The sequence below is a fragment of the Maribacter sp. Hel_I_7 genome, assembly GCF_000688315.1.
GTDB classification, from domain to species: domain Bacteria; phylum Bacteroidota; class Bacteroidia; order Flavobacteriales; family Flavobacteriaceae; genus Maribacter; species Maribacter stanieri.
Genome location: NZ_JHZW01000003.1, coordinates 1609067 through 1624910, shown reverse-complemented (window position 1 = coordinate 1624910; position 15844 = coordinate 1609067). Strand labels below are relative to the sequence as shown.

Below are 15844 nucleotides of genomic sequence, written 5' to 3'. Positions count from 1 at the left end.
GCTATACGTAACGTATAACTGCCTTTAAACTAACTCAACACAATTATCTTAGTAACCAGGATTCTGGTTTAGGTTTTCATTTAAACTTGTTTGCGATGTAGGTATAGGAAATAAGTAGTTATCTCTTGTAAAATTGCGTGTAGCAGAAGGTTGAACGATCAACGCTCTTCTTTCGCCCACGCCTGTTTCCGTAATTCCTTCACCAAAGCCATATCCGCCTGGCGTGTATAGGTCTGGGTTGTTTTCATAAACAGTACCTTCTATAACTGCACCATAAATAGTTTCGCCAAGCTCTTCTTCTGCGATTCCCCATCTTTTTAAGTCATTAAACCTGGTAGCACCTTCTGCATAAAGCTCAATAGTACGCTCTCTTCTAATTTCAGTTTCTATATCCATATTATTGGCTGCTAAGAAAGAATTAGAGATTGCAGGTAAGCCCGCTCTGGCTTTCACCAAGTTAATAGACTCATTCATTTGAGCATCAGTAAGACTACCGTTTAACTCATATAGAGCTTCAGCATACATTAAGTAAACTTCTGCCAAACGTATAAAAGGCATATCATAAGCTTCCGTTTTTGTTGCTCTGTATGCTTCGTCTGTACCCCATTTCCAACTCATGAATTTGGAGTTGAAATAGCCAAAATTGTTGGTGCCGTTCAATAGTACATCTCCGTTTTGAGGAATTTCACCAAGATTTTTATGGTAGGTAAAATAAGCAGTCATTCTATAATCTCTGTTTTGAAACTCATCAGGAGTATTTTCATAACCTTGAAATAATGGAGACTGATCTATAGGTAAACCATCTGTACTTAAGAAAAGGTCCATCATTTTTCTACTAGGCTTAACTCTACCTTCATAAACATGACTTAATAAGTCACCAGCTTGTCTAAATGTAAAATCGTATTTATTATAAAAAATAAATTCTTTGTTGGTTGCCTTGTCTAAACCTGCCGGGTTAGAGCCGCCGTCTTCTAAGTTGAATAAGAAATTAGAACTCAAGTTATCTAAAACATCATTGTAGTTCCAAAGTTCAAAACCACCTTGGTCCATTATGGTTTTAGTAAGTGTTACCACTTCTTGTAAATAAGGATTTATTTTGGAAGCATCAAAGCCTGTACTACCGGCACCAACAGCAACACCATCACCATCTGTAGTAGTACCAACGTATTTCATCCAAGTAGCCTCATGTAATAAAACATCTGCTTTAAATGCCATGGCAGCCCATTTACTAATTTTACCTTTATCTTCTGATGAAATCTCTTGCTCTGTAGGTAGTCCTGCAATTGCTTCGTCTAAATCGGCTAAAATTTGCGCAACAACTTCATATCTGCTGTTACGAGGAGCATCTAATTCTTCATCACCAACATCTAAAGGTCTGGTAACCAAAGGAACACCACCAAAACGCTGTACTAAATTAAAATACTGGTACGCTCTGTGAAACTTAGAGGCAGCCACATAAGCTACAATACTTTCTTCACCTTCGTAAGCCTCTGCTCTTTGTAATAATAGATTGATATCTCTAATAGTAGAGTATGGGGTAGAGTAGTATCCGTCAGATTCAGGAGCTCTAGTATCACCTCTACTATATATTTGCATATCGCTATCTTCCGTATATCCGACCAAATCAGAACCGTGATCAGCATAAATTCCTTGATCATACCTCCACGTCATTAGGTCTGTATAGAATCGGTTAGAGCCGGTTAAAAAATGATCAGCTTCAGTATAGTAAACCTGGTCTGTAATAGATGCAGGTGGGTCCAAATCTATAAACTCGTCTTCACATGATGTAAAGAAGACCATTAAACATGGTATTATTATATATTTTATTTTTTTCATCTGTATATGATTTTATGATGTATAATCTACTTTTATAATTGTATTAGAGCGATACTTTTAAACCTAATGCCCAAGTACGCATAAATGGGTAGGCACTATTGTTAGAGCTCGCTTGAAACTCTGGATCGTAACCATCTTTAACGCTAGTTAACTCGAACAAATCGTTTCCTGAAAAATAGATACGTAAGTTATTAATAGGTGTATTTCCAATGCTTAAATCTCTAAAAGTATACCCTATAATAAGCGACTTTAATCTCATATATCTATTATTCTGTAAGATATGATCTTTGGAACGGTAGTTCCAGGCAGATAATCCACGTTGAGTGGTCAACCTAGGAAATTCAGCATCTCTATTATCTTCGGTCCAAGTTCTACCTAACCATGTGTTAGATTGATTTTGCCATTCAGCTTGAAAAGGTTGCGCAAAATATCCTGTTCTATAAATGTTATGCTCAAGGGCTCCTTGAAAGAAGGCACTAAGATCAAAATTCTTATACTTTAAGTCAAAATTGAAACCGTACACATAATGTGGAGCGGCATCACCACTATAGGTTAAATCTTCGTTATCTAGTGTACCATCTCCGTTAGAATCTACAACACGCATATCTCCTGGTCTTAAAGCATCGTTAGAAGTTTGTAGCGGTAAAATTCCACCTTCATTTAAGCTAGCATAATAAGCATCAACTTCTGCTTGAGAATCAAAATAACCATCTGTTTCCCATAAGAAGAAGGAGTTGATCGGTTTATTTAAAATATTTCTTCCGCTTTCGGCATCGTTTAAATTCTCAAAAATTGTTTGAGCGCCATCGTATTGGGTAATCTCATTTCTGGTATCACTCATATTGGCACTAACTGTGAATTCTAAATCGCCAATATTCCCTTGGTATCCTAACATGGCTTCCCAACCATCGGTTTCCAATGTTCCAATATTGGTAAATGGTGTTGCCGTACCTAAAACAGATGTTTCAATACCTCTAACCAACATACCTACGTTTTCTTTTTGGTACAAATCAAAAGAACCAAAAACCTTACTGTTGAACAGTCTAAAGTCAACCCCAATTTCTTTGGTTACTATTCTCTCCCAAGTAGTACTGCTACTAAATAAGCTACTAGCAACAGAAGTTGCCTGTTGACCGGCATTTGTTTCTCCAAATACGGTATTGCCAAAACCTACGGTAGATAAGTAACTAAAATCGCCAATACCAGAAGTACTACCTAATTCACCGTAACCACCTCTAAGCTTTAAAAATGAAATTAAGTTGCTTTCTTTTAAGAAGTCTTCTGAACTAATTACCCAACCACCGGAAACACTACCGTAGTTAGACCATTTAGAGCCTTCGGCAAATCTAGAAGATCCATCTCGTCTACCTTGAACCTCTAATAAGTACTTGCTTTTGTAATCATAGTTAATACGGCCAATATAACCAAAGAAACCCCAAGAAGTTCCACCACCAGAAGTGGTCACCAATTGATCTGTAGCTCCTAAATTGATATCATAAACTCCATAATCAACAAAACCGTTTCTTTTAATTGAATATTCGTTAACATCATTCTTTTCAGCTTCAATAGCTAAAAGTCCAGATAGGTTGTGATCCCCGAATTGATTAGCATAGTTTAAAGCACCTTTGTAGTTCTTATAAGTAATGTTACCGTCATTTCTGTCAGGACCTGTACCTTCTTGAATAGAGGTAGTGTTATTTATATTGTTAGAAAATTTACCTCCCCAGCTATAAAGTGGTACAGATACCGCATAAGTTTGATATTCACTATTTTGTCTACTAATAGCATAAGACCCGGTAAAATCCAAATGATCTGTAAATTTATATTTAGCTAAAGCAGATATTTTAAACTGCTCTACGGTCTTGTTTTCACGACCACCATCTATAACTTGAGCAACACCGTTTCTGTCACCAGTAATTAGGTCACCACCAAAGTTAGCGTAATATTGACCATCTGCATTATAGGTTGGAAAAAGTGGTGCATCCCACGTAGCGGCCTCTCTACCCAAACCTCCTGAAGGTCCTGAAAATTTATTATTGAAATAAGTAATATTGGTATTGATGCTTAGCCTATCACTAATATCAGCGCCATAGTTCATGGAGAAATTATACCTGTCAGAACTATCATCGGCTACCTTTAGACCACCAACGTTGTTGTCATAACCGGCAGATATACGAAAGTTGCTGCTTTCTGTACCTCCAGATATACTTATGTTATGCTGGCTAGAATAAGAATTACCGAACATTTCATCGAATCTAGGAGCATTACCTAACCAGATGTTTCCGTTAATAGGTAAATCATAGTATCCCTCAAAACCAGAAGCAATTCTATCAACAGTTTCAAGATCGTTCCAAAAGAAATATCTAGGTGGTTTACCAGAAGCGATATCTTCACGGGCCGCTGCAGCATATAATTGTCCGTATTGCGACATTGTCGGTGTTGGTGGTCGAATACCTATAGTGCCAACTCTAGACACCGTGCTGATATCTACGGAAATCTTGCCCTTACCTTTTTTGGTAGTAACCAAAATAACACCACCAGCGGCACGAGAACCGTATACAGATGCAGAACCACCTTTTAATACACTAATACTTTCAATATCATTAGGGTTCATATCATTGAATGAAGAAGAATTGATTGAAGGAATACCGTCAATAACAATTAGTGGCTCAATTCCGTTGATAGAAGAAGCTCCTCTAATTAAAAAGTTGACACCCTCGTCTCCGGGTCTTGATGAGGTACGAGTAACTACCAAACCAGGTGTTCTACCTTGAAGTGCCAATGCCGGACTACCAACTGCTAGATCTTCAAAGGCTTCTGCCTTAACTTGTTCTATGGAACCTGTTAAGGTTTCCTTTTTGGCGGTACCATAACCTACAACAACCACTTCGTCTAATGCCGTTGTGTCTGGCGCTAGCGCTACATTGATTTCACTTTTTGAGCCAACAGCGATTTCTTGTTTTATAAATCCTAAATAGGATATTACAAGAATTGCATCAGATGAAGGAACGGTTATAGAGTAATTACCGTCAAAATCTGTCACTGTACCTGTAGTTGTTCCTTTTACTACAACGGCAACCCCAGGAAGTCCCATGCCGTCATCACTACTTACAATATTACCTGTTACCGTAAGTTGCTGTTCTTCGTTTAATAAGTGTACGTCGCTAGTTAAAGTTGAACTGGCTGAAATCGCGAATGCTTGATTCGTACATAAAACTACAAACCCTACCAATAAAGGTATCATGGTTTGTAGTTTCCATTTAGAAAGTTTGATTAGTTTAATCATAAGATTGTTAATTTAATTAGTTAATTAATGTCGTTTCATCAGTTTCCCGATACAGTAATTATCATATTGATATTTGTTAAGCCAATGTTAATTATAATTGAAGCAAAGGATTATAAATTATTACTCAATGGATATAAATTATATTCCTTTTTGCTTAAACAAGGGGTAAATCCGCTTTTTATGGCTTTATAAATTAGTTGATACGTATTTTTTTAACAGTTTTTTTGTTGGTATTAAATAATAGGTCACAATCTAAAGTTTTCGAAAAACTAACTATACCTATTAGATAGATAGATATTCCGATTTATTAACATTTCTATTTAAAATATTGATTTACAGTATGTTGAGTGTATTGTTGTATAATGAACCACTTCAATTGATACAAATTATGGCATAGAAATATTTTTAATTAAAGAAGATTTCCGACCAATTAATTTCATGTAAAAGCTGTTTTTTTTATTTGTAGGCTACAAATCAATTTTTTTATCTGAAATAGGTGGAATATCGCATAATAACCAATTTTAGCTTGAATAATAAGTTGTTTTGAACGGTATTTTATAGTGTTTGAATGATAGTTTATCTCCTTCAAAAGACATTCTTAATAAACTTGTTTAACAGTAATTCATTAGCAATTTTATCAGTAAAATTTTCCTTTTCAGAATCATTTTTACTGAATTAAACATTTACAAACTATGGCATCAATTTGCCTAATTATTAAGAAAAATATGAATCGATTATTCCTATTACTTTTCGCAGTGGCATTAACCAATTGTACTGACCATAAAGAGGACAGTTCAGTTGATATTGAAAAGATATTATCGCAAAACGTAGAAAAAACAAAAGAGACTTTAAAAGAATTGACACCAGATCAAGGATTTGCAAGAAATATTCCTAATGGGCAAACTAACTGGGAATTGGTAGGTGTAAAAGATTGGTGTAGTGGTTTTTGGCCTGGAGTAATTTGGTATGCCTATGAAGCATCAGGAGATGAACAACTAAGATTACAAGCAGAAGAATTTACGGAACCATTAAAAACGATAGCATATAGTCCTGCAGAAAACCATGATATTGGTTTCATGTTATATACCAGTTATGGTAATGGCTATAGGTTAACTAAAAATGAAGAGTATAAAAATGTGCTATTGGCAGCTGCAGATACTTTAGCTACCCTTTATAACCCTAACGTAGGATCTATATTATCATGGCCGTCACAGATACAGTTTAGACATAATACTATTATAGATAATATGATGAACCTAGAACTTTTGTTTTGGGCAGCAAAAAATGGAGGTAAGCAAGATTTGTATAATGTAGCGGAAAGCCATGCTTTGGTGACCATGAAAAATCTAGTTAGAAAAGATAGTGCTATATACCATGTAGGCTCTTTTGATGAAACCACGGGAGATTTTCTAAAAGGGCAAACACACCAAGGGTATGCAGATGAATCTATGTGGGCGAGAGGTCAAGCTTGGGGAATTTATGGATTTAGTGTTGCCTATAGAGAAACCTACAGAAAAGAGTTTTTAGATACCGCTATAAAAGTTTCTGAGCATTATTTAAATAGACTGCCAGAAGATGGTATTCCATATTGGGATTTTGATGATGTAGATATCCCTAATGTTCCAAAAGATGCTTCTGCAGCAGCCATAGCCGCTTGTGGATTATTAGAATTGTCAAAGTTTGTAAAAAACGAAGAACAATCTAAAAAATATGTATCGGCTGCTAGAAGAATGATAAACTTATTATCTGAAGCACCATATTATAGTGGAGATACCAATCAGGCTCTTTTATTACATTCAACAGGGCATTTACCACATAAATCTGAAATTGATGTACCAATTATATATGCAGACTATTATTATATGGAAGCATTATTAAGGTTACAGAAAATGGATGAAGACAATTCAACTGAACTAGCTAAATCTTAAAATTTGCTCTGTGAAAAAACTGTCAATTTTTCTTATAACATTGCTTGTGTTTTTAGTTTATCAAAACACTATTTCACAATCTATACCATATACTAAAGGAAGAATACTTATAAGTTCAGATGGTAACGAACATGATCATGATGATTGGGCGGCTACACCAATGTCCTTGGCATTGCTTGCCGCTAAAGGACTTCAAGATAGTTTAGTACTTTACACCTTTAGTGATCATATATGGGGAAGCAATATAGAAAAGGACAATGGTAGAGAACAAATGCAGAAAAGTGCTATAGAAGGTAAAACGATATACAATTTTAAAAACTCTCGGTTTATTGAAGCAGTAGCAAAGAGTGATTTTGCTATAATCAGCATAACCAAGGAAATCAATACATCTTCGCAAAACAATAGATTGTATATCATTGCAGCGGGTCCAATGCATTTAGTGGGGTCTGCTATTGCCAGGGCAGATGCGAACAAGCTAAAATTTGTTCGGCTAATTTCACATTCTAATTGGAATAACAATCATGCCGATAAGCCATATGAATGGGAAGAACATAGTGGGTGGACCTTAAAAGAAATTAAGGAACAATTTGAATCTAAAGGATTGAAAATAGACCAAATTGTAGACCAAAATGGAGGTGCCGATTATGAAGGATTAAAAGCACCGAAAGAACTTTATAATTGGATTAATACGTCTAAAATAAGACAGCATTCAGCCAAAATAGCAAAGCAATTAGATTGGTTGTACGAACGACAATTAACGTGTGTTAAAAAAGGAGATTTTGATCCTTCGGATGCAGGTATGATAGTGTATTTACTCACTGGTAAGGAAAAGACCCATCCAGATGATGTAAAACAAATTATTGAAAATCAAGAAGAGAATCAAAATGAGTAAAAAAATACTTTTATGGTCTATCACCGCTGCATTAGCCGGATTTCTATTTGGTTTTGATGTAGTTGTTATTTCAGGTGCTGATAAGAAATTACAAGAACTATGGCAATCATCAGATTCCTTTCATGGTTGGGTGGTAATGGGTATGGCACTATGGGGCACCGTAGTAGGTGCTATTTTTGGTGGTAAGCCTACCAATATATATGGTAGAAAAAACACCTTGATAGCTATTGGGGTACTATTCGCATTCTCTGCAATAGGTTCGGCATTGGCGAACGATCCTTATATTTTTGCCCTTTTTAGATTTATAGGTGGTATTGGGGTAGGAGCTTCTACCATTGCGGCACCAGCTTATATCTCTGAAATTTCACCAGCTAAGGAACGCGGAAAGTTAGTAGCTATGTACCAATTCAATATTGTCTTTGGTATCTTAATAGCCTTTCTATCAAACTATTTATTAAGTGGTAGTGGAGAAAACGATTGGCGATGGATGTTAGGTGTGGAAGCTATACCTGCTGTTTTATATATTCTTTTTGCATTGAAACTACCTAAAAGCCCAAGGTGGTTATTATCAAAAAACAAAATAGAAGAAGCCAAGAAAGTATTGGCAATAATAAATCCAGATATTGATGTTGAGCAACAATTAAAATCTATTGATGGTAGAAACAAAAAGCCCGATACTTCAGAAACTATTTTTATCAAAAAATATCGTTTTCCACTTGTTTTAGCCTTTTTATTTGCTTTTTTCAATCAATTTTCCGGTATAAATGCCTTTTTGTACTACGCTCCAAGAATCTTTGAAGAAGCCGGTTTAGGTGAAAGTACCGCACTTTTAAGTAGTGTAGGTATAGGGGTCACCAATTTAATTTTTACACTTTTAGGAGTTTTTTTAATAGATAAATTAGGAAGAAAAACCTTAATGTATTTTGGTTCAATTGGCTATATAATCTCATTAAGTTTAGTTGCAATGGCATTTTTCTTAAACTGGTCAGGTATGGCGGTTCCTATATTTCTATTTCTTTTTATAGCTGCGCATGCCGTTGGTCAAGGAGCTGTAATCTGGGTATTTATCTCTGAAATATTCCCAAATCATTTGCGGGCATCGGGTCAATCTTTCGGTAGTACAACACATTGGGTATTAGCGGCATTAATTCCGTCATTGATTCCATATTTATTTAGTCACCCCGAAATAGGGGCGGGAGTGGTATTTCTCTTTTTTGCTGCTATGATGGTTTTGCAGTTACTTTTTGTAGCTTTTATGATGCCAGAGACAAAAGGCAAAACTCTTGAAGAGTTAGAGGAATTAATGTTGAATAAAAAATAATTATAGTATGAGTAAGAAAGTATTTGGGTGCATAATTCTATTATTTCATATCACCATTTTTGTCTTTGCCGGTGATGTAGATACGCTAATTGTGCATAGTAATGCAATGAATAAGGATATTAAAAATGTAGTTATCACTCCAGATGGGTATTCTAAAAAAAGCGATACGTATTCAGTAGTGTATTTATTGCATGGTGCAGGAGGAGATTATAAAACATGGTTAAAAGTAGCACCTAAACTAAAGGAGTATTCAGATTTTTATAATGTAATTATAGTATGTCCTGATGGTGAAAGAACAAGTTGGTATTTAGACAGTCCTATAGATTCCACTTATAAATATGAAACATATGTGTCAAAAGAACTTATAGCCTCTGTTGATGAAAAATATAATACCAAAAAAGAAGCAAAAGGTAGAGCAATTTCTGGTTTGAGTATGGGTGGTCATGGTGCATTATATTTGGCTTTTAGGCATACCGATATTTGGGGAGCTGCAGCTAGTATGAGTGGTGGTGTGGATTTACGACCGTACGGGTTACGATGGGAGATTCAAAAACGTTTGGGTAGTATAACGGAGTATCCAAAGTATTGGGAGGAGAATAGTGTAATTAATTTGGTGCATCTGATTAGCGATAAAAAGTTGACTTTTCAGATAGATTGCGGAACGGAGGATTTTTTCTATCCAGATAATAAAAGGTTACATGAAAAATTAATAGAAAGAAAAATTCCGCATGATTACACGGAAAGACCCGGTAAGCATAATACTGATTACTGGAGAAATTCTATTAAGTATCAGTTGTTGTTTTTTAATGATTTTTTCAATAATAATTCAACAAAAAGCTAATGCTGTTAAATCCATTTTTTAAAAATAGAAACTCATTAGCATTACTGCTGGTTATTGTTTTAAACTTATCATGCTCTAAAGTACCGGAGTATACTGTGGTATCACCTAACGGGGAAAATGTATTTACTGTTTTTCCGGACTATTTTACTGACCAAACAGGCGGTATAGGTTTTGAGGTAATGTACGAGGATAAGCTTGTTTTGCTTCCTTCGGTAGTAGAAATCACTTCTAACCATTTTAACTTTAAAGGAGATTGGTCTGTTTTAAAAGTTGATGAGAATAAAGTAGAAAATAGCTGGACTACAAGGTTTGGAGAACTAAGTGAGGTGCCAGATAATTATCAGGAAATTAAAATTCATCTAAAAAAAGGTGATGTACGAATAAATTTTATTGCTAGAGCCTATAATGAAGGAGTTGCATTTGCTTATGAAATTCCTGAACAAGGAGAAGTAAAGGAGTTAGAGCTTGATGAGAAAATTCATTATAATTTCAACAAAGATCATATGCTTTGGTCAACTCCAAAGCGTGAAAAAGGAGTATTAACCGCCCAAGGAGCGTATAAAAAGATTCCCCTATCACAGTTAGAAACAGGTATTGAAAGACCTTTGTTAATAGAAATTAGCGATAGTGTCAAGATTGCATTGGCAGAGGCAAATCTGGTGGACTATGCTAGATTAAGTTATTCTAAAGGAACAAATTCAGACTTCAGTATTGAATCTTCCTTAGATGGTAGAATGGCAGAAGAAAAACAGGATACTATAACGGGGGCATTAGTATCAGAACGAAACAACGATATATTTAAAGTAAAACGAAAATTACCTTTTCAATCGCCTTGGCGCGCAGTTATGATGGGGGAGAACGAAGGTGAATTATTGGAGAACAACTACCTCATTCAAAATTTGAGTGCACCAAGTATGTTAAAAGATGATTCATGGGTTATTCCTGGAAAAGCTTTACGAGAAGCAACCTTAACAACAGAAGGCGGTAAAGTTGCTATTGATTTTGTAGCTGAACATAATATGCAATATGTATTGTTTGATGCTGGTTGGTACGGTAATGAAATGTATGAGGCGTCTGATGCTACTACGATTACTTTAGACCCAAAACGCTCAAAAGGTCCTTTTGATATTGAGGCAATTACCCAATATGCCAAAGAAAAAGGTGTAGGTGTAATTTTATATGTTAATAGAAGGGCGCTAGAAAAACAATTAGATGAAATATTACCGCTATACAGAAAATGGGGAGTTGCGGGTATAAAATTTGGTTTTGTACGTGTAGGCGATCAAGAAGCTACTGCATGGTTACATAACGCTATAAAAAAAGCCGCGGATTTAGGTTTTGTAGTAGATGTTCATGATGAGTATCGCCCTACGGGTTTCTCCAGAACATACCCTAACTTATTAACTCAAGAAGGCATTGCCGGTGATGAAGAGAGTCCTTCCAATGAACATACCCTAATTAGTATGTTTACAAGAATGTTGGCTGGTGCTGCAGACAATACAGTTTGTTATTATAATAGCAGAGTAGATAAAATGGGTTCTCACGCCTCACAATTAGCAAAAACCGTGTGTCTTTTTAGTCCGTTACAATTACTTTATTGGTATGATAAACCTGCCTCTTCGTTAGAGAAAAAAGACGGACTTTGGGGCGATACCAGACATATTGGAAATGAGCCAGAACTTGAGTTCTTTGATGCTGTACCTACAACTTGGGACGAAACAAAAGTCTTACATGCTACAATTGGTGAAATAGGCGTAATAGCAAGAAGAAAGGGATCCGATTGGTTTATTGGTGGTATTAATGGGAATTTACCACAAGACTTGAAATTAGATTTCAATTTCTTAAATGATGCTACCACCTATTCGGCAAAGTTATATACCGATGATGAAAACATTAATTCTAGAACAAAAGTGAAAATTGAAGAAATGCAATTAATGCAATCAGATACAATTGGCATAAAAATAAAACCGAATAATGGATTTACTATGCACATAGTTCCGTTAAATAAAGTTGAATAGTGAGATCATATAATTGTAACATATTGAAAAGGCTTCGTGTACTATTGTTATTGCTTGCAATAATTTGTAGTTCAACAGCGCTTGCTCAAGAACCAATACACCCAAGAGTATATATAACAGATCAGAACAAAACCGCTTTCCTTGAATCTATTGTGAATGTAGCATGGAAAAAAGAACTGATTGTAGGAAAAAAAGAACGTTTACAAAAGTATATTCAGTTGTGGCAAAATGATTCGGAATGGTTGGTTTCTAGATTACAAATGAACTGGAAGACTAAGCATGATAAAGTCTATTTAAAAGAAGGAGATTTTTCTCATTCAGAAGGTAGTGCTCCTGTGCCAACGGTACGTTTTTCAGGTACAAGAGATTGGGCTACAGAGTACAAAACACCTTCTTTAGAAACAGTAGAGCCATACTTAGATGACTCTAGAGGTTTATATTTAGAGCACAAGAAAACAGGTAAAAAAGAATGGGTACATCCAAAAGAAGCGGGTCATATAATTGAAGGTATTAATCGTAAGATTATGTCACTTGTAGAAGATGCAGCATTTCTATATTGGTTAACGGGTGATAAGGTATATGCAGATTTTGCTTCACCAGTTTACATGACTTACATTGATGGAATGTATCATAGAGATGCACCAATTGATTTAAGTAATTCTAATCAACAGTTTATTTCGGGCTTAGCAACTTTTGAGGTAATTCATGAAAAAGTATTGGTACACCTCATCACATCTTATGATTTTTTATATAACTATTTTAATGAAAGTAAATTAGATGTATCTAAAAGTGAATCCGTCTTTCAAAAGTGGGGAGACCAAATCATAATAAATGGAATTCCGAATAACAATTGGAATCTTTTTCAAGCGAGATTTCTAACCTACGTAGCATTGGTTCTTGAACCAAATGAAAAGTATGACAACGGCAAGGGTAGGGAGTATTTTATTGAACATACGTTTGAAACTTCTACCGACAGGCAAACAGCTCTTAAAGAATCTTTATTGGTATATGATCAAACAAACGGCATATGGCCAGAATCTGCTTCGTATTCGGTTCACGTAATTACCACACTTTTAAATATTATCACCCTTTTGGATAATGCGACTAATACCAATGAATTAGCAAATTTTCCTGTAGTTGAAAAGGCTGCCTTGTCCTCATTTCAATATCTATTTCCATCAGGGTATACCATAGGTTTCGGCGATTCTAATCACAAAAAATTACCGGCAGAAAACTTTGAATTATTGATAGCCAATTATAATAAATATGATCAGAAAGACAAATTGCAAACGATAGCTGGTTTGTTGAATGATATGATTGTAGAAGGAGATTATGAAAGAAAGGCAAAAGACCTTTTTCAATTATTCTTCTATGTTGATTCTCTAGAATTCGAAAAGATTAATGATGGGTCAGAAATACAATTGACCACACCCACGTTTTATTCACCTAATGTCAGTTGGTTTAACCAAAGGATAGGAACTGGTGAAAACGCTATGATGGTTGCTACTACAGCCTCATATGGAAACCACACACATGCCAATGGAGTATCTATTGAACTATATGCAGCTGGCTATGTTCTAGGTCCGGATATGGGAAAAGGTTCAAGCTATTGGCATGATGATCACCGACAATACTATTCTAGAATGCCCGCTCATAATACGGTAGTAGTAGACGGTATTTCAGATTATGAAGCTATGCGTAGCTATCATGCATTTAAATTGAAAAATAGTTTTCCATTATCCGGTGAATCTCCCAGTTTTGATAAGGTTACTTATTCAAATGTCTCATTTTTGGAACCTAAAACAAAAGCAAAACAACAACGGTTTACATCTTCCATTCTAGGACCATCTGGTCAAGGTTATGTTTTGGATATTTTTAGGTCTAAAAAGCAAAATGAAGGTGTTCAACGGCATGACTATTTTTACCATAATCTTGGTACGGAGCTCACAATAAAAAACAATCAAAACACCTTAGCTTTAGAAAGCACTAATGATTTAGGTAGTCATCAAGGAGACTTAGCAGCCTATGATTATTTGAAGGAGAAAAAGAAGGTAAAAATAGCAGAAGACTTTACAGCAAATTTCAACTTTAATAACGGTGAGAACGCTACAAACTTAATGGAGGTATTTGTTAAAGGTAGTACAGATCAATCGGTATATACCGCAATGGCTCCAAAATCTAAAGCTTTAACAAATGGTACGGCACCAAAATTATTGGTAGATAAACCTATACCAACATTAATTGTACAACGTAATGCAGAAGCATGGAATAACCCATTTGCAATGGTGTTCAATCCTGCTTCAAAAGAGGGGGCCAATTCAATTTCTAATGTTCAGTTCTCAAAATCAGAACAAAATGCAAGTACGCAATTTGTTGAGGTAACGTTTGCAGATGGCATTACAAAAGATAGGTTTACGGTAAATGATTCTGAGGAAGCCATAATACATGAAGACGGTTTATTTCAAAACGGATTTTTATCAATTGTAAGAAAGAAAGAAAATAGCCCCTCGTTCATATTTCTATCGGGTATGTATAAATATGAACAAGAAAATTGGGGTGTTTTGGCAACAGGTGTTCCAGCTACGGTCTCATTTGAAATTACCAAAGAAGAAATAACAATACAGAATAGCGATCCAATAGTGTTTAATATTCCACAGCCTGAAGTAGGTAAAGAAGCTATATTATTTGTCTACGAAGGAGAGAAATTAATTGACACTAGAAAGGGTTTGAAAAGCTGGGTAAATGGTGAGCAATTTGAATTTAGATTATCTAAAGGTTATGCAAAAGCAATAGTAAAAATAAGAGACATTAAAAATGAAGAATAGAAAAGAAAACTATTTTACAAAATGGAGCATGTGCTTATTGGTCATGTTTCTATCTGTCTCTGTATATGGGCAAAAGAAGTTTAGTAGGGAAATTCCTGGAAAAGAGGTAAAGGAATTAATCTATAAGATTGTTGATGCCGATACATTAAAAATGGAACTTTATTTTCCTGATAATGTAAAGAAAAATAAAAAGTACCCAACAATTGTTTTTTACTATGGTGGTGGGTGGAACGGCGGTACAGTAGACCAATTTAGAGATCAAGCTGGATATTTTGCATCTCGTGGTATGGTTACCGTATTAGTAGATTACAGGGTAAAAAGCAGACATGGTACTACGCCATATGAAGCTGTAAAAGATGCTAAATCGGCAATAAGATATTTAAAAGAACATGCAAAAGAATTACATATAGATAATACAAAAATGGTAGCATCAGGTGGGTCTGCAGGTGGTCATTTAGCTGCAGCCGTGGCTTTATTACCAAGTGTCAACGAAAGTACAGATAATCTTTCGGTCGATACAAATGTGAGTGCCTTGGTATTATACAATGCTGTAGTTGATAATGGTCCTGGTCCCGGTGGCTTTCAGTATGAAAGAATGGGTGAGGCGTATTTAACTATTTCTCCCATTCATAATATAGAAAAAGGAGCTCCGCCAACATTATTTATTCTGGGCGACAAAGATCATTTGATTCCTGTTTCCGTTGCCGATGATTACAAGGCAAGAATGGATGCCGTAGGCAGCAGATGCGAAGTATTAATTTATGAGGGTCAAGGTCATGGTTTCTTTAATAAAAGAGTAGATACCGATAAATATTATAGGATTACAACTCGTGAAGTCGATAAATTTTTATCCTCACTTGGTTATATCAAAGGGCAACCTACATTATAATAAGTCAC

Annotated in this window: 9 protein-coding genes; 7 read left to right on the top strand and 2 right to left on the bottom strand. The window is 35.4% G+C overall.

Annotated features, from left to right (window positions below):
- Window positions 1–48 precede the first annotated feature (48 nt).
- Both P178_RS0118830 and P178_RS0118825 read right to left on the bottom strand, forming a co-directional pair.
- Window positions 49–1836, bottom strand: a complete 1788-nt coding sequence (locus tag P178_RS0118830; protein ID WP_027067689.1) for a RagB/SusD family nutrient uptake outer membrane protein — start codon at window positions 1834–1836, stop codon at window positions 49–51.
- Between the two features lie 43 nt (window positions 1837–1879).
- Window positions 1880–5122, bottom strand: coding sequence for a SusC/RagA family TonB-linked outer membrane protein (locus tag P178_RS0118825; protein ID WP_051638363.1), 3243 nt, complete (start codon window positions 5120–5122; stop codon window positions 1880–1882).
- A 692-nt stretch (window positions 5123–5814) separates the two neighbouring features.
- On the opposite strand from P178_RS0118825, the gene P178_RS0118820 reads away from it, so the two are divergent.
- The 7 genes from P178_RS0118820 to P178_RS0118790 are packed head-to-tail and all read left to right on the top strand — an operon-like array spanning window position 5815 to window position 15836.
- A complete protein-coding gene (locus tag P178_RS0118820) occupies window positions 5815–7050 on the top strand; it encodes a glycoside hydrolase family 88 protein (protein ID WP_231500572.1) in 1236 nt (411 codons plus the stop codon).
- A gap of 10 nt (window positions 7051–7060) precedes the next feature.
- Window positions 7061–7942, top strand: a complete 882-nt coding sequence (locus tag P178_RS0118815; RefSeq protein ID WP_155941673.1) for a hypothetical protein — start codon at window positions 7061–7063, stop codon at window positions 7940–7942.
- Window positions 7935–9263, top strand: coding sequence for a sugar porter family MFS transporter (locus P178_RS0118810; protein ID WP_027067685.1), 1329 nt, complete (start codon window positions 7935–7937; stop codon window positions 9261–9263). The genes P178_RS0118815 and P178_RS0118810 overlap by 8 nt, the downstream gene beginning before the upstream one ends.
- Window positions 9264–9270: 7 nt before the next feature.
- Window positions 9271–10104 (top strand): alpha/beta hydrolase, encoded by an 834-nt coding sequence (locus tag P178_RS0118805; protein WP_027067684.1) that lies wholly within the window; start codon window positions 9271–9273, stop codon window positions 10102–10104.
- Window positions 10104–12122: a glycoside hydrolase family 97 protein gene (locus P178_RS0118800; RefSeq protein ID WP_051638362.1), complete on the top strand. Its 2019-nt coding sequence runs from the start codon at window positions 10104–10106 to the stop codon at window positions 12120–12122. The genes P178_RS0118805 and P178_RS0118800 overlap by 1 nt, the downstream gene beginning before the upstream one ends.
- Complete coding sequence (locus tag P178_RS22400) at window positions 12122–14947, top strand: heparinase II/III family protein (protein ID WP_036147167.1); 2826 nt, start codon at window positions 12122–12124, stop codon at window positions 14945–14947. Before P178_RS0118800 ends, P178_RS22400 begins: the two co-directional genes overlap by 1 nt.
- Window positions 14937–15836, top strand: coding sequence for an alpha/beta hydrolase (locus tag P178_RS0118790; RefSeq protein ID WP_231500571.1), 900 nt, complete (start codon window positions 14937–14939; stop codon window positions 15834–15836). Before P178_RS22400 ends, P178_RS0118790 begins: the two co-directional genes overlap by 11 nt.
- Window positions 15837–15844 lie beyond the last annotated feature (8 nt).